This is a genomic window from Kiloniella laminariae (genome assembly GCF_027214005.1).
Classification (GTDB): domain Bacteria; phylum Pseudomonadota; class Alphaproteobacteria; order Kiloniellales; family Kiloniellaceae; genus Kiloniella; species Kiloniella laminariae_A.
In genome coordinates this window covers 65,929-85,948 of sequence record NZ_JAPWGY010000010.1, presented here as the reverse complement: position 1 = coordinate 85,948, position 20,020 = coordinate 65,929, and the positions used below count along the sequence as shown (strand labels likewise).

The 20,020-nt window shown below is 49.1% G+C and carries 18 protein-coding genes; 9 read left to right on the top strand and 9 right to left on the bottom strand.

The genetic code is table 11. The annotated features are described in order from the left end of the window. Window positions 1–239: 239 nt before the first annotated feature. The 4 genes from O4H49_RS18535 to speB all read left to right on the top strand — a co-directional run bounded on the left by O4H49_RS18535 (window position 240) and on the right by speB (window position 4,583). On the top strand, window positions 240–1,625 hold the full coding sequence (locus O4H49_RS18535) for a glutamine synthetase family protein (protein ID WP_269424935.1): 1,386 nt from the start codon (window positions 240–242) through the stop codon (window positions 1,623–1,625). A gap of 4 nt (window positions 1,626–1,629) precedes the next feature. After that, window positions 1,630–2,904, top strand: coding sequence for an NAD(P)/FAD-dependent oxidoreductase (locus O4H49_RS18530; RefSeq protein ID WP_269424934.1), 1,275 nt, complete (start codon window positions 1,630–1,632; stop codon window positions 2,902–2,904). Window positions 2,905–2,947: 43 nt separating this feature from the next. Next, on the top strand, window positions 2,948–3,496 hold the full coding sequence (locus tag O4H49_RS18525; protein WP_269424933.1) for a cupin domain-containing protein: 549 nt from the start codon (window positions 2,948–2,950) through the stop codon (window positions 3,494–3,496). Between the two features lie 115 nt (window positions 3,497–3,611). Continuing rightward, window positions 3,612–4,583, top strand: coding sequence for an agmatinase (gene speB, locus O4H49_RS18520; RefSeq protein ID WP_269424932.1), 972 nt, complete (start codon window positions 3,612–3,614; stop codon window positions 4,581–4,583). A gap of 62 nt (window positions 4,584–4,645) precedes the next feature. Here speB and O4H49_RS18515 read toward each other — a convergent pair whose 3' ends face one another. The 5 genes from O4H49_RS18515 to O4H49_RS18495 all read right to left on the bottom strand — a co-directional run bounded on the left by O4H49_RS18515 (window position 4,646) and on the right by O4H49_RS18495 (window position 8,877). Beyond that, window positions 4,646–5,080: an RrF2 family transcriptional regulator gene (locus O4H49_RS18515; RefSeq protein WP_269424931.1), complete on the bottom strand. Its 435-nt coding sequence runs from the start codon at window positions 5,078–5,080 to the stop codon at window positions 4,646–4,648. Between the two features lie 129 nt (window positions 5,081–5,209). Beyond that, window positions 5,210–6,004: a 2-oxo-tetronate isomerase gene (gene otnI, locus O4H49_RS18510; protein WP_269424930.1), complete on the bottom strand. Its 795-nt coding sequence runs from the start codon at window positions 6,002–6,004 to the stop codon at window positions 5,210–5,212. A 3-nt stretch (window positions 6,005–6,007) separates the two neighbouring features. Next, window positions 6,008–6,940 (bottom strand): NAD(P)-dependent oxidoreductase, encoded by a 933-nt coding sequence (locus O4H49_RS18505; RefSeq protein WP_269424929.1) that lies wholly within the window; start codon window positions 6,938–6,940, stop codon window positions 6,008–6,010. A gap of 174 nt (window positions 6,941–7,114) precedes the next feature. Next, window positions 7,115–8,116, bottom strand: a complete 1,002-nt coding sequence (locus O4H49_RS18500) for a GlxA family transcriptional regulator (RefSeq protein WP_269424928.1) — start codon at window positions 8,114–8,116, stop codon at window positions 7,115–7,117. A 281-nt stretch (window positions 8,117–8,397) separates the two neighbouring features. Continuing rightward, window positions 8,398–8,877 (bottom strand): MEKHLA domain-containing protein, encoded by a 480-nt coding sequence (locus tag O4H49_RS18495; RefSeq protein WP_269424927.1) that lies wholly within the window; start codon window positions 8,875–8,877, stop codon window positions 8,398–8,400. A gap of 140 nt (window positions 8,878–9,017) precedes the next feature. On the opposite strand from O4H49_RS18495, the gene O4H49_RS18490 reads away from it, so the two are divergent. Together O4H49_RS18490 and O4H49_RS18485 are read left to right on the top strand one after the other, a co-directional pair. Next, window positions 9,018–9,953 carry a choline/ethanolamine kinase family protein gene (locus O4H49_RS18490; RefSeq protein ID WP_269424926.1) on the top strand — a complete coding sequence of 312 codons (936 nt, stop codon included), beginning with the start codon at window positions 9,018–9,020 and terminating at the stop codon, window positions 9,951–9,953. Between the two features lie 230 nt (window positions 9,954–10,183). After that, window positions 10,184–10,393: a cold-shock protein gene (locus O4H49_RS18485; RefSeq protein WP_020593825.1), complete on the top strand. Its 210-nt coding sequence runs from the start codon at window positions 10,184–10,186 to the stop codon at window positions 10,391–10,393. 99 nt (window positions 10,394–10,492) lie between these two features. Here the strand turns inward: O4H49_RS18485 and O4H49_RS18480 are convergent, their stop codons facing one another. From O4H49_RS18480 to O4H49_RS18470, 3 genes are read right to left on the bottom strand one after another with little or no spacing between them, the layout of a single operon-like run. Beyond that, window positions 10,493–12,127, bottom strand: coding sequence for a thiamine pyrophosphate-binding protein (locus O4H49_RS18480; protein WP_269424925.1), 1,635 nt, complete (start codon window positions 12,125–12,127; stop codon window positions 10,493–10,495). A gap of 56 nt (window positions 12,128–12,183) precedes the next feature. Beyond that, window positions 12,184–13,425 carry a CaiB/BaiF CoA transferase family protein gene (locus tag O4H49_RS18475; protein WP_269424924.1) on the bottom strand — a complete coding sequence of 414 codons (1,242 nt, stop codon included), beginning with the start codon at window positions 13,423–13,425 and terminating at the stop codon, window positions 12,184–12,186. Window positions 13,426–13,470: 45 nt separating this feature from the next. Next, a complete protein-coding gene (locus tag O4H49_RS18470; protein WP_269424923.1) occupies window positions 13,471–14,658 on the bottom strand; it encodes an acyl-CoA dehydrogenase in 1,188 nt (395 codons plus the stop codon). Window positions 14,659–14,932: 274 nt separating this feature from the next. Between O4H49_RS18470 and gcvA the strand changes: the two genes are divergently transcribed. From gcvA to O4H49_RS18455, 3 genes are all read left to right on the top strand, one after another. Beyond that, window positions 14,933–15,835 carry a transcriptional regulator GcvA gene (gcvA, locus tag O4H49_RS18465; protein ID WP_269424922.1) on the top strand — a complete coding sequence of 301 codons (903 nt, stop codon included), beginning with the start codon at window positions 14,933–14,935 and terminating at the stop codon, window positions 15,833–15,835. A 616-nt stretch (window positions 15,836–16,451) separates the two neighbouring features. Beyond that, window positions 16,452–17,792 carry an NAD(P)/FAD-dependent oxidoreductase gene (locus O4H49_RS18460; RefSeq protein ID WP_269424921.1) on the top strand — a complete coding sequence of 447 codons (1,341 nt, stop codon included), beginning with the start codon at window positions 16,452–16,454 and terminating at the stop codon, window positions 17,790–17,792. Window positions 17,793–17,856: 64 nt separating this feature from the next. Next, window positions 17,857–19,143 carry an NAD(P)/FAD-dependent oxidoreductase gene (locus O4H49_RS18455; RefSeq protein ID WP_269424920.1) on the top strand — a complete coding sequence of 429 codons (1,287 nt, stop codon included), beginning with the start codon at window positions 17,857–17,859 and terminating at the stop codon, window positions 19,141–19,143. Between the two features lie 40 nt (window positions 19,144–19,183). Here O4H49_RS18455 and O4H49_RS18450 read toward each other — a convergent pair whose 3' ends face one another. After that, on the bottom strand, window positions 19,184–19,942 hold the full coding sequence (locus O4H49_RS18450; protein ID WP_269424919.1) for a DeoR/GlpR family DNA-binding transcription regulator: 759 nt from the start codon (window positions 19,940–19,942) through the stop codon (window positions 19,184–19,186). Between the last annotated feature and the right edge of the window lie 78 nt (window positions 19,943–20,020).

Here is a 20,020-nt window from a genome sequence, read left to right as displayed (position 1 = left end):
ATAGAGCTGATTTTTACGAAAGAGAACTAAAAAAAGAAATTATAATACAAATTTTTTATAAAAAACAAACATTCTTATTAGTTATCATGTGATTAGGTGAGTGTAAAAAATACAGAACGGATATCGGTATTTACGAGTTGCTCAGCGATTGGAGTTCTTTTTTTTTAACATCTCTTGACAAGTTGATCTCAGGAATGAGCATAATTTACCGAGTTTCGTACCCAAAGGCGATAAATAAAATGAACACGACTACAGATCAAAATTCTGAACACGTTACTTTTCTTGAGGCACATCCAGAGATTGGCCTGATCGAACTGCTAATTGCAGATGGTAATGGTATCTTGCGCGGCAAACGTATCACCCGCGATAAGTTGGCTGCTGTATACGAAGAAGGAATTTTGCTGCCCGGGTCCATTTTCTGTCTCGATACTACCGGGGCTAATGTGGAAGGTGTTGGCCTGATCTGGCGTGATGGGGATGCTGACCGGGTATGCCGGGTTGTTCCCGGGACACTCAAGCCTGTTCCCTGGCACCGCAAGGGGCTGGCACAGGTGCTACTGACAATGCATGAAGAAGACGGCGAACCTTTTTTTGCCGAGCCGCGCCATGTTTTGCAAAATCTTATCAATCGCTTTACAAAAATGGGTCTCAAGCCGGTCACGGCCGTCGAGCTGGAATTTTACCTGATCGACAAAAACAGAACACCTGCCGGGCATCCTCAGCCCCCGATTTCACCGATATCCGGCTTGCGTCATGACTCTCCTGCCGTTTATGGCATAGACGAGCTGTATGATTACGATGACTTTATTGATGAAGTTGCGGCGACAGCCAAAGCTCAGGGTATCCCTGCAGACACAATGGTTGCTGAATACGCCCCTGGGCAATACGAAGTCAACCTTCATCATGTTGACGATCCCCTGCTCGCCTGCGATCAGGCGATTTTGCTGAAAAGACTTATCAAACACGTCGCTCAACGCCATGATATGGAAGCAACTTTCATGGCCAAGCCCTACACAGCAGAATCCGGAAATGGAACCCATATCCATGTTAGTCTGCTGGACGAAAACGGTAAGAATGTTTTTCAGGGCCCGGGACTGCACGGCGAAGAACGTCTAAGTGACGAGATCAAATGGGCAATGGGAGGCATGAATGCCTCTATGGTCGAATCAATGGCCTTGCTTGCCCCTAACGCCAATTCCTACAGACGTTTCCAGCTTGGTTCCTATGCGCCCCACACCCCCTGCTGGGGGATCAACAACAGAACGGTTGCTTTGCGTATTCCTGCGGGCCACCCTTCTGCTACAAGGATCGAACACAGGGTAGCTGGTGCTGATGCCAGCCCCCACCTTGTCATGTCAGCTGTTCTGGCTGGTATTCTCTATGGCCTTGAAAACAAGATCGATCCGGGCCCGAGAATCAAAGGCAATGCCTATGAACAGCTGGAAACCACTTTGCCGATTATCTGGCCTGATGCGATTGATGCTTTTGAAAGTGCAACGATCCTCCCGGAATACCTGGGTAAGGAGTATTGTGAAATTTTCACAATGTGCAGGCGGGCAGAAAGGCAACGGTTTAACAGTCTCATTTCCCCTGTTGAATTTGACTGGTATCTCAGGACAGTGTGACAGCATGAGCCACGACCATATCAATTCCTATTACAGTGCAAGTATGAACCCAGCCCCGTTTCGCCCGGCTCTTGAGGGGGAGCACGACTGTGATGTTTGTGTCGTGGGCGGAGGCATGACTGGAACCTCGGCAGCGCTTCACCTCGCTGAAAAAGGTTATCGGGTCATTCTGCTTGAGAGCAATCGCATATCCTGGGGGGCATCGGGCCGCAGTGGCGGCCAGATGATCATTGGTTACAATCAGTCCTATCAGGACATGATCAAGATGCTTGGGCGTGATGATGCCCAAAAATTGTGGATCATGGGTGAAGAAGCTATGGATCTGGCAAGGGATACCATTGCCAAGCACAACATCCAGTGTGATCTGGCCTCTGGCCATTATCATGTCGCGACCAAGAAACGGCATGTTGGCGAGCTGCAAGAGTACGTTGAGGACCTTGAAAGTGCCGGCTACAAGAACTGTGAATTTCTTGATCAGGCGGCAATCAGAACAAAAATCGCAAGTGACCGATATCTGGCGGGTGTTTATGACCCCAGAGGTGGACATCTTCATCCGCTCAACTACACGCTCGGTCTTGCCTCAGCTGCCGAGAGTTCTGGTGCTGTTATTTATGAAAACAGCCGGGTGACCAAAATCACACACGGCAACTCCCCCCAGGTTTTTACTGACCAGGGTGTTGTCCGTTGCAAACATGTCGCCCTCTGTGCCAATGCCTACCTTGAGGGGCTAGAGCAGAAGATCGACAAAAAGATTATGCCTGTTGGTACCTACATTCTGGCAACAGATCCGTTTAGCAAGGCAGAGGCAGAAGAGCTCATTTCTGGTAACGCGGCAGTGGCCGACATCCTTTTTGTTTTGAACTACTATCGCTTTTCCGGTGACCGTCGCCTTTTGTTTGGGGGAAAGGTTAGTTATTCCGGCAAGGATCCGGCTGACATCGGCAAGGCCATGCAGAAAACAATGCTGGAATATTTTCCGCAGCTCGCCCAAAAGAAAGTCGAATATGCATGGGGGGGAAATGTTGCCATAACAGTCAACCGCCTGCCCCATTTTGGTAAAATCAGCTCTTCTACCTATTTTGCGCACGGTTTTTCCGGTCATGGTGTTGTGCTTACCGGGCTTGCTGGTAAATTGATCGCGGAAAGTATAGCCGGAGATGCTGAACGGTTTGATGTTTTCGCCCGCATTCCTCACCAGTCGTTTCCTGGTGGAAAAATGATGCGAACACCAGCCCTTGCTCTGGCCACGACCTATTATCGCCTGAGGGATCTTTTATAAAGATATGGATAGCAACGTTTTAGCCAAGGATGGACCCCATAATATGACCACAAGCGTCGGAATACGTTTAAAGGCCTTGCGGGAAATACACGGGCTTTCTCAACGTGAGCTGGCCCGCAGGGCTGGTGTTACCAACTCGGCGATTTCGATGATTGAGCAGGAGCGTGTCAGTCCTTCTATTGATTCCCTGTCCAAGGTTCTTTCCGGCTTTCCAATTACCATGATTGAGTTCTTCACCATGGAACCCCAGCAGGAAGACAAGATATTTTACAGTAAGGACGAACTGGTTGAAATGTCTGACGGCACCATGTCTGTTAGACTTGTCGGGGCGAATAGAAAAAATCGCCAGATGCGTGTCCTGCATGAAAAATACCCGCCGAATGGCACGACGGGGGATAAAATGATTGTCCAGCCCGGTGAAGAAGCTGGTGTAATTATTCGCGGGCAGCTTGAAATCACTGTGGGAACTGATGTAAAGGTTCTGTCTGCAGGTGAGGCCTATTATTTTAGCGCTGAAATACCGCATCGTTTTCGGAATATCGGGGACGAAGAGTGTGAAGTGGTCAGTGCTGCCACCCCGCCCTCTTTCTAGCTGGTGCCCGATAATAGAGAGGATCTCTTGTCTCCTCGTTTATGGACAAGATAAATCCTCCACCAGGGGGAAAACACGCCCAATGATTACTTAATTCGACCTGGAGAATTAAAACATGACAGAAATTTCTGGTGTAAATTCCGCTGGCGACAACGCCTTTACCGCAAACAGCCTGTATGGAACTGATGTTGAGCCTATGTATTCAGGCGCTACCAGTTTCATGCGCCGGAAGTATACCCGTGATTTGACCGAGGCAGATGTTGCTATTTCCGGTATCCCTTATGACTGTGCAGTAACAGGACGCTCTGGCACACGGCTTGGCCCCCAGGCAGTGCGACGGGCTTCTTCCAACCTTTCCTGGGCCCCGCATTTTCCTTCTGGCCTGGATGTGTTTGAGGTCCTGGCCGTGGCAGATTTTGGTGACCTGGTTATGGACCCGGGTGAGCCGATGCGAGTCCCTGAAGCGATTGAAGAGCATGCCCGCCGTATTCTTGCAACAGATACGGCCATGCTGACACTGGGTGGTGATCATTTTATCACTTATCCAATCCTCAAGGCACATGCAGAAAAACACGGGCAGCTTGCCCTGATCCAGATCGATGCCCATTCCGATACCTGGGAAGAGGATCAACAGCGTATTGATCATGGCACCATGTTCTATCACGCTGCAAAACAGGGGATCATCGATCCTTCTGCTTCAGCCCAGGTAGGGATCCGCACCCATAACGACAAGACACATGGTTTTAACATTCTTCATGCCCCCTGGGTGCATGAAAATGGTCCCGAAGCCGTCGTGGCAGAAATCCGTCGTATTGTGGGAGATCGCAAGGCTTATTTGACCTTTGATATCGATTGCCTTGACCCAGCTTTTGCCCCTGGCACAGGCACACCGGTCACCGGTGGACTGACCCCTCATCAGGCCCTCACCATTCTCCGTGGCCTGGAAGGTCTTGATATAGTGGGTGCAGATGTGGTTGAGGTTTCACCATCCTATGATATCAGTGATATCACTGCCCTGGCAGGCGCGACAATGGCGTTTGAAATGCTGTATCTGATGGCGCGGCGGAAGCAGCAAAAAAAGGGATAATTCCTTTCAATAAATAGATTAAAAGCAGGCGGTACCAATTTGTACTGCCTGCTTTTTTCGTTTTAAAAAAGACTTAATGCGCGCTGTAGATCCTGTTTGTTATGCATGAGATCTTTGAGAGTATAGCGATCCAGAACTTCAAAAAAAGCGACAATCGCCTCGCCCAGAATACCCTGGAGCTGGCAATAGCCGTCAATTTGACAACACCCTTTCTTCTTGTCGAAACATTCAACGATTTCCAGATTGTCTTCCATGTCGCGGACGACATCTCCTAGACCAATAGAATCAGGGGAACGAGCAAGCAGCATCCCGCCGTTTTTTCCACGTATTGTCTTAAGGTATCCATCTTGGGAAAGCTGGTTGACGACCTTCATAAGGTGGTTTCGGGATATATTATATCGCTCTGAAATCTCGGAAATAGTTGAAAGATCATTCCCTTTTAGCCCGACAAAAATCAGCACCCGCAAAGAATAGTCTGTATAGGTCGTCAATCGCATGTGCTGTTTGGGCCTTTATGTCATTTGTCTTGTCCAGTCCGAATAGTCGGATATGTAGATGACAACGACAAGTATCAATTTAAAAGTTATCAAAAGAATATACTTAGCAACAGGATCCAGGATAACGGATCATTTTTCATCAAGTAGCCTTCTTGCCTCTTTCAGCCATGCCAATCCCGTTTTGGTATCGCCGCGCGGGATGTACTCACAGCCGATCCACCCCCTGTAGGACAACCGAGATAACTCTTTGAATATCCAATTGTAATTTATTTCACCTTCGTCTGGTTCATGACGGTCGGGAACACTCGCAAGCTGGATGTGTTCGATATAGGAAAGCTGGTGTCTGATCAGGTTTGTCAAATCACCCTCCATAATCTGGGCATGAAAAAGGTCCAGTTGCAGACGAAGATTCTTATAACCGAGAGTATCGATAAGGTGACGAGCCTGGGCCTGATGTGAAAGGATATAGCCCGGGAAGGATCGGATATTAATTGGTTCAAGCAAGATAGAAACAGCGTGGGAGGCCACTCTTTCTGCTGCATAGGCAATATTTTGAGTATAGATTTCAAAACTTTGTTCGAGAGAGAGGTTTTCAGGACAGATTCCTGCCATTACATGAATGTTCTGACACTCGAGTGTGAGAGCATAGTTCAGCGCAAGATCTATTCCTTCCCTGAACTCTGTTTCTCTGCCGGGCAAGCCGGCGATGCCTCTTTCTCCCAGATCCCAATTACCCGGAGGCGCATTAAACAGAACCTGTTTCAGGTTTTCACTATTGAGCCTGTCTTTAAGTGTTTCCGCAGACCAGGCGTAGGGAAAGAGAAACTCTACCCCTTCAAAGCCGCAGTCCCTTGCTGCTCTGAATCGTTCCAGGAATGGCACTTCCGTGAAAAGCATACTCAGGTTCGCGGCAAAACGGATCATCGACTATTCATCCCCTTGCTTGTTCTCTTGTATTGATTGCAGGTTTTCGATCATGCAGATAAAGCCGGACTGATCATACTGTCCCAACCCCTGAGCCAGCATGTTCTCCCATAATTCGGCATTTTTTGATAATCCGGGCAGTGTAACGCCGGAATGATCTGCCAGTTCCAGGGCCTGATGAACATCTTTCAACTGGATAGTTGCTGTAGCACCAGGTTGGAAGGTCCGGTCAATCATGCGTTTGCCATGTAGCTCAAGGATACGACTGTCAGCGAAACCACCCCTCAAAGCTTTCTGGACCTTACCGGGATCTGCCCCTGCTGCTTGCGCCAGCACTAGCGCTTCAGCAACAGCATCTATGGTCATTGCAACAATCATCTGATTGGCCGCTTTGGTAATTTGTCCGGTGCCGCTAGGTCCGATATGACTGATGTTTTTGCCCAAGACATCAAACAGGGGACCTGCCCGAAGAAAGCCCTCTTCTGTGCCGCCGACCATAATGGAAAGGGTTCCTTCTTCCGCACCAACCACCCCGCCACTGACTGGGGCATCCAGATAGCAGGCCCCTTTTTGCTGGATAAGTGCGGCAATTGATCGGGTATTCATCACCTGGCTTGTCCCCATATCAATGACAAGGGCACCGGGCTGCAAGCCAGTAAGGATACCATAATCCCCATGGACGACCTCCTCAAGCGCAGAGGTGTCGCTTACACAGACCAAAAGGGTTCCTGTATCTACCTTCTCTGCCATTTCAGCAGCAGAAGAACAGTAGATCATTCCGGACTGTTCCAGCTCTTCAAGCCTGGAACGATTGCGACTGTGGATATAGACCTGAGCGCCGGCATTTTTAAGCCGTTTTGCCATTGGGTGCCCCATATGGCCCAATCCGATAATGCCAAGCTTCTGTCCGGATAACGGGGGCAAATCAAGAGACATTTTTCATCCTTCAGGTTCTTGCACTATATCAAGCACATCAGCTGACAAATGTTGCGCAGGTGCTTCATGAAAATCTGGTGGATGAGAACATTATCTGATCAGGACCACAAGTCAGTTTGTAAAGAGGAAACACTCTTCTCTTTCAAAGGAGCAGACCGGATTACAACAGGCTGCCTACCCCAATCTGGAGATGCGATCTTCCTTGGGTGTTGACCCGAAGAAGCCTCGGTATGCCCTTGAAAAGTAAGAAAAAGATGTGAATCCACAAGCGACGGCGACTTCACTTACAGGCAAAGCAGTCTGTCGCAGTAGCGCGCGTGCTTTTTTCAGGCGCAAGCGTTTGTAGTATCGTTTGGGGCTACAATCCAGATGGCGAGAAAAGAGACGTTCAAGCTGCCTTTTAGAGCTGCCGATTTCTTCTGCAATCTCTTCGGCTGACATAAGGATTTCCAGATTTTCTTCCATTATCCGGACAGCTTCAGCCAATTTTCCGGACATTTTCTGAAGCGTTAAATTACGTTGACGTAACGGCACAGCTGCCGCACCCCGGACTTCGTAATTAAAGGCTTCAGCCACCTGTCCCGCAACTTCAGCGCCGCATTGGTGGTCAATGACCCTGAGCACCATGTCAAGACAAGCGGCACGGCCTGTACAGGTAACCCGTTTGCGATCCCAATAGAACAATGCTTCCTTGATATGAACTTCTGGAAAGAGTTCGCGAAAACTGTCGTGGTACGACCAGGGAACCGCACATTCAAATCCATTCAGGAGACTGGCATTGGCAAGTTCGTAACAGGCGCCACCGATTGCTCCAAGGTACACACCCTGGCGGTCCAGGCGCTTCAACCAGTTGGATAGCGGAACGGAACGCCCGGTGTTAATTCCCCATTCTCCATAGATCAGGGCGAGGTCAAGGGCTTCATCTTCAGCTATTTTCATTTGAGGATGGAGAATGAAACCGTCTTCAAGATCAATCGATTTCCCATCCAGTGTTGCAATACGCCAGTGGAAAGCAGCATACCCGGTGACAGCATTGGCGGTTTTCAACGCCTGGATCATCAGACTGACATCAAGGGAAGCTGTGCCAGGCAAAACGACAAGAACAATACGCTGTAAATCACGTTTCAGGTTCTTGCGGCTCACCTTGTGATCCGAGCTGTACACCTTGAACTGCATCTGGCATCTCCTAACCGCTTCGGGTTAATTCAAGTCCCGCGTTATGCTTTCAGATAAATTTCAGCATCCAGACAGGGACTTCATCTGGTTTATGGTTTCACGAACAGTCCGACAGGTAAACTTCGAATAACTCACAGATCAGATGGTTTTACTCAAGGAACGAAATGAGAAATCTCAGTGAATTATAAAACAAGGCTTAAGGCTGCGGTTTTGTTTGCACCCAGATTCTGGTAAATAAAAAATCATATGCACGTCGCTTTATATCCTATATGCGACTTAATTCAATCGCAAAAATACCACTCGTTAAATGTAGCCGCCTGCCCTGACTTGCTGTTGTTAAAACCGGGAACAGCCCAGATAATTGCATTCCGGATCATAAACCGTCGTCCAGTACTGGAAATTCTGATTCCCTGATAATTGTCGATGTAGCCTTTAGCCCTTGCTTGTTCGAGCATTGAGGAGCGATCGCCACGTTCATGGGGTTCGGCAGTATAGCGTGAGGGAGTGCCAACAAATTCATCCCAGGTCATGTCCCATAACTCAAGGGCAGCACGGTTGCCGTAATTCAACAGAGGGTCCTCACAACCATCATGGGAAACAATAATCTGCGGAGCAGAAAAGAGGCACTGCCCCAGGGTATGCCCTTCTATCATCTCTAACTGCTCTTGCTGTTGGGCAAGGAGGTCGCGACCTGTTGCCAGTTTAAAGCTTTGGGTTAACCGCAAGGCATGCTCTTCTAGAAATTTTTGATGTCTGTCCACGAGCAGAATGTCCCTGTTTTTTGTCTTGAACATAGATTGTAACCAAACAACAGATCTACACGCTGTGCAATATCATCAAGCTGGTTATGTCCTGATAATTTGTCTATATAAATCATTGGATAGATCACGGACTTCATTTTTTGCTGGGTACCATGTTTCCTTCACCTCAAGAAATTCTGCAAGCGATTGATGGAATTCCTTTTTTTAATACAATTTCCAAAAACAGACTAAAATTTTCTCCCTTGGGGGGATTGTCCAACTACAATATTCTTGTTGAAGTAACATCTGAGATACCCGGCACTTCCGATACTGCCTACCCTCCCGAAAAATTTGTCTTACGGCTTCCCGGAGAAGACGGGCATCTTTTTGTTAATAGAGCTAACGAAAAACACAATGCCATGATTGCAGAAGAGCTCGGTTTAAATAGCAAGATCCTCTATTTCTCCCCCGAAGGTGTTCAACTGAGTTGTTACCTTTCAACGGCAAGTGTTTTGCAGAGACATTCCTTTTCCGATGATCTGCGATTGAATAGAATTGCCATGGCCTTTCGGAGATTACACGGCTCTGATCAGCTTTTTGCCAATGACTTTTCACCATTGGAAACACTCGGGAAGTATTTGCAGCAGGCAGAAGAAATGAAAATAGCTCTTTCTTCTGAGCTTCTGGATATGTGCCAAAGGATATCCAGACGGGCCCGAGAACTTGAAAAATATAAGGCCCCTTCACACTGCGATCCGGTAGCTGGAAATCTTCTGGATGACGGCACAAAAATTTATATGATTGATTGGGAGTATTCTGGTAATGCCGATCCTATGTGGGATCTTGCCTACCTTGCCCTGACTGAAGAGTTATCTCCTGAAAAACAAAATGTATTACTGTGTAATTACTTTGATGGAAAAATTCCGGACAGACAAAAATACAGCTTTTTGGTGCACTTCTGTCTATCAGGGGTGATTTCCGCACTCTGGGGTTTTATCCGGCACGATTTGGGCAACAGTAACTTTAACTATAGACACTATGCTCAAAGCTTAGTCATAAAATCGCAAAGACAACTTGAAGAGATCGAGGCTATATAATACGGCATTACTGTTGCCGTTATATGAAAAATGCATTTTTTTGCCGCTTAAAATGCTGTTCCCACTTGCACTTATTCGCAGTTCATGGATAAATATAGCATGGTTTTAAAAGTTCCGGCGTTCCTCTGCCTGCCCTACACTGGTCACTGAAGAAGATTCCCGGCCTTGCCGAACCCTTATCCGCGGCCTAGATGGCCGTCACACTAGAATTGTTATTAGGAGTCACTTCAATGGCGACTGGCGTAGTTAAATGGTTTAACTCTACCAAAGGTTTTGGCTTTATCGAGCCTGATGCTGGTGGGGACGATGCTTTCGTTCATATCTCTGCAGTTGAGCGTGCAGGCCTGCAGGGTCTAAACGAAGGTCAGCGCGTAGAGTTCGAACTTGAGCGTGGCCGTAACGGTAAAATGGCAGTTTCTACAATTGCTGTTGCTGAATAATATCAGGTGTAACACTAGGCATTAATCAGATTTTTGACGAATGCGAATACAAAAAGGGCGTTCTTCCGAACGCCCTTTTTGCTTGAGATCCGCTGCCCCCTAATCCCAGAGATTAGGCACCTTAACATGAATGAGTGATGGAAGACCGCTGGCTTTGGAACGTTCAAAAGCAGCCGGGAACTGTTCAACATGATCGACCGTTTCTGCGTGAGCACCATAGGCGCGGGCCAAGGCGGCAAAGTCAGGGTTGCGCAAAGCCGTCGAAATTACCCGATCAGGATACTCCCGTTCCTGATGCATCCGGATCGTGCCAAAGCATCCATTATCGACCACGATAATGATAACGGCGGCACCATACTGCACCGCGGTCGAAATTTCCTGTCCATTCATCATAAAACAGCCATCACCGGCAAAGGTGACAACGGTGCGTTCCGGTTCGGATATTTTGGCAGCTATTCCTGCGGGAACACCATATCCCATCGCCCCTGAGGTCGGTGCAAGCTGGCTGGGATAGGATGTGAATTGATAGAAGCGCTGTCCCCAGATCGTATAGTTCCCCGCGCCATTGGTGATAACGGCGTTGCTGGGCAAGTTTTCGCGAAGGTAGCGGCTGATCTGATGCATTGGGAAATCTTTTATTCCCAGTTGTACGTTCATGAAATCGAGATAATCAGCGCGGGCCCGGGCCAGATCTTTCTGCCATACCGGATTTTTCACCGGCTCCAGTTTTCTGGCTGCACGGGCAAAGGCAGTGAGGTCGCTCTGGATTGCCAGTTCTGCACGATATACCCGGTTCAGCTCTTCTGCTCCGGGGAGGATGTGAACCAGTTTCTGTTTGGTATTCGGACTATCCAGCAAACTGTAGCCACTGGTGGTCATTTCACCAAGACGTGGCCCAACGACGATAAGAAGGTCAGATTCCTGAACCCGTGTTGCCAGTTTCGGATTTGGAGAAATACCAACTTCTCCAATATAGAGTTCATGGTGGTTATCAAAGCTGTCCTGTCGGCGGAAGGCACAGGATACAGGAAGATGATTGTCCTCGGCGAAACGAGTGATCTCAGCACTCGCCTCCGCTGTCCAGCCTCCACCACCGATAAGTAACAGGGGGCGTTCTGCCTCGGATAAAAGAGACCGGAACTGTACCATGTCTTCCGGGAGCGGGGCTGAAGCAACTTTCTTGTAGCTCGGCGCATCAGCCACTTCAGCAAACTCGGTCAGCATATCTTCGGGGAGCGCCAGTACAACAGGCCCGGGGCGCCCCGAAGTTGCGGTATGAAACGCTCGACTGAGATATTCAGGAATACGTTCTGCCGTCTCGATCTGTGCAACCCATTTTGCCATCTGGCCAAACATACGGCGATAATCAATTTCCTGAAAAGCTTCTCTTTCTTCCTGATGACGGGCTACCTGACCAATAAACAGGATCATTGGTGTGGAATCCTGAAATGCTGTGTGTACGCCGATGGAAGCATTGGTTGCACCGGGGCCTCTGGTAACAAAACAGATTCCCGGCTTGCCTTTGAGCTTGCCATAAGCTTCTGCCATGTAGGCTGCACCGCCTTCCTGGCGGCAGGTTACAACCTTGATATCATTCTTCAGATCATAGAGAGCATCCAATACAGCAAGGTAACTTTCACCCGGCACGCAAAAAGCCGTGTCGACACCATGTCCCTTAAGACCCTGCGCCAAAATTTCTCCACCGGTACGTTTTTTCAATGTTACTGCGGTCATGATTATCTTCCGTTGATCTTGGTGATTCTGATGGTTCTGGCTTACAGGGTATCTTTTCAGGCAATCGCGCCAAGTTGCCGTAACTTTGCAATGTCCTCGCGACTTGTCTGCAGCAGTTCCTCCAATACTTCATCGGTATGTTGCCCGAGCATGGGAGGTGGTCTCTCTGCACCGGAACGGGATTGCGAAAATCGCATTGGTGTCGATACCAGATCTTGCATGGCACCACTCGGGTGTTGATAATTTTTGAGAATACCACGCTGCTTTAAATGAGGATCGGCAAATACCTGGGAGAGATCATTGATCGGGCCTGCAGGGACACTGGCGCTTTCAAGAGAACTGACCCAGTATTCTGTTGTTTTCTGTCTCAGGATTTTGGCAACCATCGGCACCAGTGCTTCACGGTTCTCAACTCTCAGACTGTTGGTTGAAAAGCGTTTGTCTAGCGCCAGATCCCCTGCCCCGGCAACGTTGCAGAACTCAACAAATTGCCGGTCATTGCCAACAGCAAGAATCATATAGCCATCGCCGGTCTCAAAAACTTCATAGGGTGAGATGTTGGGGTGGGCATTGCCTCGTCGCTTTGGAATCTTGCCGGACACGAGGTAGTTTGTTGCCTGATTGGCCAGCATGGCCGTCTGGCAATCCATCAGGGCAATATCAATATGGTCACCTTTGCCACTACGCTCGCGTTTGAACAGCGCCGCGAGAATGGCGGAAAGCCCGTACATGCCGCTAAAGACATCCACGACAGCAACACCGACTTTCATCGGCTGGCGATCTGCCTCGCCTGTGATGCTCATCAAACCGCCCATCCCCTGGATCATCAGGTCATAACCCGCCTTTTCCGCATAGGGACCCGTTTGCCCAAATCCTGTAATGGAACAATAGACAAGGCGGGGATTGATTGCAGAAAGGCTTTGATAATCAAGGCCGTATTTCTCCAGACCACCAACCTTGAAATTCTCGATCACAATATCGCTTTTACGAGCAATTTCCCGAAGAATTTTCTGCCCTTCTTGTTGTGTCATATCAATGGCCAGGGATCTTTTTCCACGGTTTGTAGCCATATAATAGGCAGACTCTCCGGTGTTTTCCCCTTCCGGCGTTTGAATAAAAGGTGGCCCCCAGGCGCGGGTATCATCCCCCGTACCCGGGCGCTCAACTTTAATCACATCTGCCCCAAGATCTGCCAGAGACTGGCCAACCCAGGGACCGGCGAGTACTCGGGAAAGGTCGAGAACCCTGATTCCCTCTAGCGGGGCGCTGCCTTGATCCGCAGCAGGAACATCACTCAATCGATTTCTCCTGACAGGTATTTTGGGGGATGGGTTTGAGTGATGTTACATAAACGCCTGCAGACCCGTCTGTGCACGGCCGAGGATCAGAGCATGAACATCATGCGTACCTTCATAGGTATTCACAGCTTCCAGGTTCATTACGTGACGAATTACATGGTATTCATCTGATACGCCGTTGCCCCCGTGCATGTCGCGGGCAATACGGGCGATATCAAGTGATTTGCCACAGGAATTGCGTTTGATCAGGGAAATCAGTTCCGGCGCAATAATCCCTTCGTCAAACAGGCGCCCTGCCCGCAAACAACCCTGAAGGCCAAGAGAGATCTCTGTCTGCATGTCAGCCAGTTTCTTCTGCACCAACTGTGTTTGAGCCAGTGGCCGATCAAACTGTTTGCGATCCAGTGTGTACTGACGGGCTGCATGCCAGCAGAATTCAGCAGCACCAAGAGCTCCCCAGGCGATCCCGTAACGCGCCCGGTTCAGGCAGCCAAAAGGTCCTTTTAGACCAGCTATTTCCGGAAACATGTTCTCTTCGGGAACAAAGACATTATCCATGGCGATTTCGCCGGTTACAGAAGCACGCAGACTGAACTTGCCTTCGATCTTTGGCGTGCTTAGCCCCTTCATGCCCCGTTCCAGAACAAAGCCACGGATGATATTATCATCGTTTTTGGCCCAGACCACCATCAGATCAGCAATCGGCGAATTGGTGATCCACATCTTGGCCCCGGAAAGTTCGTAACCGCCTTTGACCTTCCTCGCCCGGGTTTTCATGCTGCCGGGATCTGATCCGGCATCTGGCTCTGTCAGGCCAAAGCAGCCGACATATTCTCCTGTTGCCAGTTTGGGAAGGTATTTTTCTTTTTGTTCTTCTGATCCATAAGCATAGATCGGATGCATGACCAGGGAAGACTGAACTGACATGGCGGAACGGTACCCGCTGTCTACGCGCTCGACTTCACGGGCAATCAGGCCATAACTGGTATAGTTCACCCCGGCACAGCCATAACCGTCGATTGTTGCGCCCAGGAAACCCAACGCGCCCATTTCGTTCATGATCTCACGATCAAAAACCTCATTGCGGTTGGCCTCGAGAACGCGTGGCATCAGTTTTTCCTGGGCATAGGCATGGGCACTGTCACGCACCATACGCTCTTCATCGCTTAACTGCGCGTCGAGCAAAAAGGGATCTTCCCACGAGAATTTACCGAGTTTGGCGGATGCTGACATTGTGTTCAATTCCTGTTCTGTGCGTATCCCTGCTCTATGCGTATCAGGGACTATTCTGAGCGATCAAGGCAGTTTTCTGCAGCGGTCCACCTGTTTTTGATGATAGAAGACCAGCTTGGGCAGAATATTCTGAGAATCATTCTGTGCCGGGTTGCGAGTAAAGGCCAATGATATATTTTCTCAATATCATTCATTAAACTCATGACTGACTGTTTGTCACGCTATAGACTGCATTTTTGGATTCCTGATCCCAACCGATGAGTTTGAACCATTGATGTATCGTTATGTCCCTTCCCTGACTGCTTTGCGGACTTTTGAATCCTCTGCCCGGCACATGAGCTTTACGAAAGCAGCCGAAGAACTGAATGTTACACAGAGCGCAGTCAGTCGCCAGATCCGGCAGTTGGAAGATGAACTGGGCATCCGGTTGTTTGAACGCGTGCGACAACGTCTTGTTCTTACCGAAGCAGGCGCAAGTTATGTCGAAGAAGTCCGCTCTGGCCTTAATCATCTCAAAGCAGCGACACTCAATCTTCTGGCTTATCAAGGGGTCGGGGGAGAGTTACTGCTTGCCTGCCTGCCTACTTTTGGCAGTCGGTGGTTGATCCCGCGACTGGGACGTTTCACTTCACAACATCCGGAAATCAACGTTAATCTCATCACCCGGATCGAGGCCTTCAATTTCGATAGTGAAAATATCGATGCAGCTATTCATTTCGGCGATGCAAACTGGCCTGGTGCCATAACTGACAAGCTGATGGGCGAAGAAATGATCCCGGTCTGCAATCCGACCCTGATGGAGCGCGGTCAGGGATTGCATACCCCAAATGATTTACGCCACCATACTCTTTTACAATTACGCTCACGCCCCTATGCCTGGCAGGAATGGCTTAAAGGGGCTGATGCGCAGGATATCAATCCGGCTGCAGGCCCCAAGTTTGAGCAGTTCCACATGATTATCAACGCAGCATTAAGTGGTCTGGGGATTGCGCTTCTCCCTGCTTTTCTGATCCGCGAGGAACTGAGCAAGGGCTTGTTGATCCAACCCTTTGAGCACAGTATTCGAGGCAAGAATGCCTATTATCTCGTCTATCCTGAAAAGAAGCGGGGCCTTCCCCGTCTTCAAACTTTCAGACGATGGCTTTTGAGAGAGGCTTCCAAGCATCAGAGCGAATAGCCGTTCGCCAAACCGCTCAAAGATAGAGGCTTAGGATGCCCCATATATAAAGAGGCAAAGGGACCAGCAGCCAAATAAGAGTTACCACAGATATTTTCATCATTATCTGGTCTTTTTTTATCATGCCCCATCTCCTCAACTCAGATGTTGTCTTTATTTTACAAGAAACTGATATAACAGGGTTATACTTCCGATATAAACAAGGGATATACCTGTGATATAAGCCCACTTTGCGTTTGTGATAAAAAATGTCACCACCGGATCTATGACTTGTCGGCTAACAGTAAGTCCCTCCCTGTAAAACCCGTCAATCATCAAGGTAAAAAGCAGAAACCAGGCTACGGTCATGATTTCGGCTATGATCACAATGTAAGTCACCTGCTTATCCTCTTAATTATCGTCATAACATGTATTTTATATGTATCTTATAGTGATAATATGACCTTGTGACAAAGGTACAAGATGTCGCAGTCTGATATAAAACGTTCTCCAGAAAAACCTGCTCTCCCTTGGGCGAGAGCTAGAACCGCCTTGACGTTGTTCTTTGCTTGTATTGTGATGCGAAAGACCATGTCACCGCTTCTGGCGCCCTCCACAAACTGAAAGACCATCATCCATGAAGTATCTCTACCATCCCGATGCGTTTTCTCCGTCAAACTGGGCCAAGAGTTACTGGATGGATAGTGCCTCAGAGATTGCACCTTTTCCTTCTCTGGATAAGGATGATAGCTGTGAAATTGCCATTATTGGCAGCGGTTACAGCGGGATGATGGCAGCCTATCACCTGCAGCAACGGCATGGAGTTGAGGTCAGAGTGCTTGAAGCCGCCCAACCAGGATGGGGTGCCTCTGGTCGCAACGGCGGTTTTTGCTGTATGGGTGCGGCAAAATTGAGTTACCAGCAAATTATCGGCCGCTACGGTCTGGATAACGCCAAGGCCTTTTTCCAGATCCAGAAAGAGTCTGTCGCCTTTGTCGGATCTTTTCTGGAAGAACACAAGATTGCTGCCGATCAGACAGGCCACGGAGAGATATCTCTTGCTCATAAAAGTTCTGTGATGGAAGAATTTCGCCGTGAACAGAGTTTTTTGAAGTCTGCGTTTTCGCATGAAACCTATCTGCTCACACCGGAACAATTGATGGAGCAAGGGCTAAAGTCCTCGTTCTATGGTGGGCTGCACAACCCTGTCGGCTTTGGCCTCCACCCTTTGAAATATGCACGAGGACTGGCCGATGAGCTTCGCCAGAAAAATGTAACGATCTATGGTGACAGTCCGGTTGTAAAATGGCGTCGTGACGGGAAAAAGCACATCCTGGACACACTAAAGGGCTCCCTTAAGGCCAAACAAGTCATATTGGCAACAAACGGATACACTCCGGAAGACCTTACTGAGGATATCAGAGGGAAATTGTTACCAGCCCTGTCCAATATCCTGGTCACCCGCCCCTTGCACGAAACAGAAATCAAGCAACAGGGCTGGCACAGTACGACGACAGTTTACGACAGCCGGATCCTGTTACATTATTTCCGTTTGTTGCCGGATGGAAGGTTCCTTTTTGGCGGGCGGGGTGGGACAGATGCTTCCCCGGCGGCCAGACAAGCTGCGGAAAAACATCTCCGCCGTGATTTTGAGAAAATGTTCCCCGAATGGGCTGCAGTGGAACATACTCATTTCTGGCAAGGGTTTGTCTGCCTCACCAATGATCTCATTCCCTATATCGGTCCTCTGAGCCAAGACGGCTCTGCCTGGGCGGCACTGGCTTACCACGGGAATGGTGTGGCCATGGGAAGTTGGGCTGGACAAGCGCTTGCAGATGAGATCGTTGGCAAAAACAAATCGTCTGCTCTGCCCTCCATGCTCAACAGAGATTTCTCCCGTTTTCCACTTCCACCACTTCGACTGGCTTACCTCAAGGCTGCCTATCTTTACTACCAGTTAAAAGATGAGTGGTTCTGAGAAACCATCTGCAAGAAGATGATTTCTTGGATAATTTCGGCTCCTGTACAAAGTTTTTATAATCATGACCTACCTTGATACCTATTACAGCCGCACGGCAATTGCTGCTCCACAGCGCCCGTCTCTCTCAGAAACCCTGTCCGTGGATGTCTGCATTATTGGCGGCGGTCTCGCTGGCCTGAGTTGCGCTCTTGAATTACTTGATCGGGGCAAGAGTGTTGTGATCCTCGAAGCCAGGCGTGTGGCTTGGGGGGCCTCTGGACGCAACGGTGGCTTTGTCACTGCCGGTTTCGCCGGGGGGGAACGACTTGCAGAACAGAAGCTAGGTAAGGAAGGCGCCAGACAACTGTTTGACCTGTCCCGTGAAGGCGTTGCTATTGTCAGAAACAACATAGAAACGCTCAAGCTTCAGGAAACAGCCCCTTCCCCCGGCAAAATATCTGTTATCCGCTATCACGACCCCGATAGTCTGCGACGATACTGCGATAAAATGGCCCGGGAATACGGTCATGAACTGACTTATCTCTCCAAAACAGACTTGCCAGACTATATGAATACGGATCGCTATCATCAGGGGTATCTGGACAATCAGGGATTCCACTTTCATCCCCTGAATTATTGCCTGGGACTGGCCAGTGTAATAGAACAGCGTGGCGGCCAGATATTTGAGGACAGTGAAGTCCTTGCCATGGATCAGGACAGCCTGGTCAAATCAGTTACGACTGCAAGAGGGAAAGTGAAAGCCCGGGATATAGTTCTTTGTGGCGGAGGTTATTCAGGCAAGGTTTTCGATAAGGTCAGGCGTTCGCTCCTGCCGATTTCGACCTATGTTGTCGTCACGGAAAAAATCGGCCCCTTACTTGGGGAATGCATAAAAACCAGCGCTGCCATTCTTGATGATCGAATGGCTTCCGACTATTACCGCATTGTCGATGGAGACAGATTGCTGTGGGGCGGTCGGGTTACTACCAAAACCAGTGAACCCAGGGATCTGGCTGCTTTACTCGGAAAAGATATGGTTGACGTTTATCCGGCGTTGGCCGGGGTGAAGATTGAAACTTCCTGGTCCGGCCTGATGGCCTATGCCCGTCATAAAATGCCGTATATTGGTGCCGTCAAACCAGGCGTCTGGGCCTGTACTGCTTTTGGTGGTCACGGCATGAATACAGCACCCATTGGCGGACGTCTGATTGCCGAAGCCATTACCGGGGAGAACACAAGATATAAACTCTTCAAGGCATTTGATTTACAATGGAATGGCGGCCCAGCAGGACCGCTGGCTGCCCAATCCGTTTATTGGGGCCTGAAGCTTGCCGATTGGTGGAATGAAAGAAAGTCTGGAACCTGCTAAGTCTTTTTAGCCGACTGTATCCAGAGAAGAAGCAGGAGAATTAGCTGGCAACGAACCATTCGACATCCAGAGCATCCAGAGCATCAACCAGATCTTTCGGAGGCTCCTGATCGGTTACCAACAGATCCATTTCACCCAGCTCAGCCAGGTGGACAATACCTTTGCGTTCAAATTTTGTGTGATCCACGGCGACAATAACCCGCTCAGCCCGATCCATCACCGCCCGACAGAACTCTTTTTCGCTCAAACGAAAGTCCATCAGTCCGCCAGCTGTAACCGCACCGATGGAAAACACGGCCGTCTGAACGCGAAAATTCTTGATAAAATCAATTGCTGTCGGGCCGACAGCTGCGGCATCATCTGTTCGTAGCAGTCCCCCGGCCATATAGACTTCGTTCCCCGGACCACTGACCAGCGTCCGGGAAATTTCGGCAGAGTTGGTCAGGATGACAAGATCACGATGATCACAAAGAGCCCGGGCAACATAGTTTGTCGTGGAACCTGGATGAAGAAAAACCGTTTCGCCATCTTCAATCAGTCGAGCAACAGCCTTGGCAATTTTCACCTTGGCATCCATATTTTCCTGCATACGCTGATGAAATGGAGGCTCTTTGATATCATCAGGCATGGTAACCTTGCCGTGGGTCTTGATCACCAGCCCCTCAGCCACCATCGGCTTGATATCACGGCGAATGGTTTCTTCTGAAACAGACAGGGAAGCTGCAATTTCAGACACAGCACAGGTTCCCTTCAGACGGATGGCCCGCATGATTTCCTGTTGACGAGAAGATGCTGACATAAAACCCTCACAATGCGATAGAGAACCACTTTCTTTATGAAGTCATCCTGTTAGCAAAGCAAGATAGAAAGCTCCATT

What these genes read in the sequence shown, in the direction of transcription:
- O4H49_RS18485 (WP_020593825.1), top strand. Translation starts at nt 10,184, where the DNA reads ATGGCGACTGGCGTAGTTAAATGGTTTAACTCTACCAAAGGTTTTGGC.
- O4H49_RS18530 (WP_269424934.1), top strand. Translation starts at nt 1,630, where the DNA reads ATGAGCCACGACCATATCAATTCCTATTACAGTGCAAGTATGAACCCA.
- O4H49_RS18460 (WP_269424921.1), top strand. Translation starts at nt 16,452, where the DNA reads ATGAAGTATCTCTACCATCCCGATGCGTTTTCTCCGTCAAACTGGGCC.
- gcvA (WP_269424922.1), top strand. Translation starts at nt 14,933, where the DNA reads ATGTATCGTTATGTCCCTTCCCTGACTGCTTTGCGGACTTTTGAATCC.
- O4H49_RS18500 (WP_269424928.1), bottom strand. Translation starts at nt 8,116, where the DNA reads ATGCAGTTCAAGGTGTACAGCTCGGATCACAAGGTGAGCCGCAAGAAC.
- O4H49_RS18505 (WP_269424929.1), bottom strand. Translation starts at nt 6,940, where the DNA reads ATGTCTCTTGATTTGCCCCCGTTATCCGGACAGAAGCTTGGCATTATC.
- O4H49_RS18535 (WP_269424935.1), top strand. Translation starts at nt 240, where the DNA reads ATGAACACGACTACAGATCAAAATTCTGAACACGTTACTTTTCTTGAG.
- O4H49_RS18515 (WP_269424931.1), bottom strand. Translation starts at nt 5,080, where the DNA reads ATGCGATTGACGACCTATACAGACTATTCTTTGCGGGTGCTGATTTTT.
- O4H49_RS18480 (WP_269424925.1), bottom strand. Translation starts at nt 12,127, where the DNA reads ATGACCGCAGTAACATTGAAAAAACGTACCGGTGGAGAAATTTTGGCG.
- speB (WP_269424932.1), top strand. Translation starts at nt 3,612, where the DNA reads ATGACAGAAATTTCTGGTGTAAATTCCGCTGGCGACAACGCCTTTACC.
- O4H49_RS18450 (WP_269424919.1), bottom strand. Translation starts at nt 19,942, where the DNA reads ATGTCAGCATCTTCTCGTCAACAGGAAATCATGCGGGCCATCCGTCTG.
- otnI (WP_269424930.1), bottom strand. Translation starts at nt 6,004, where the DNA reads ATGATCCGTTTTGCCGCGAACCTGAGTATGCTTTTCACGGAAGTGCCA.
- O4H49_RS18455 (WP_269424920.1), top strand. Translation starts at nt 17,857, where the DNA reads ATGACCTACCTTGATACCTATTACAGCCGCACGGCAATTGCTGCTCCA.
- O4H49_RS18470 (WP_269424923.1), bottom strand. Translation starts at nt 14,658, where the DNA reads ATGTCAGCATCCGCCAAACTCGGTAAATTCTCGTGGGAAGATCCCTTT.
- O4H49_RS18525 (WP_269424933.1), top strand. Translation starts at nt 2,948, where the DNA reads ATGACCACAAGCGTCGGAATACGTTTAAAGGCCTTGCGGGAAATACAC.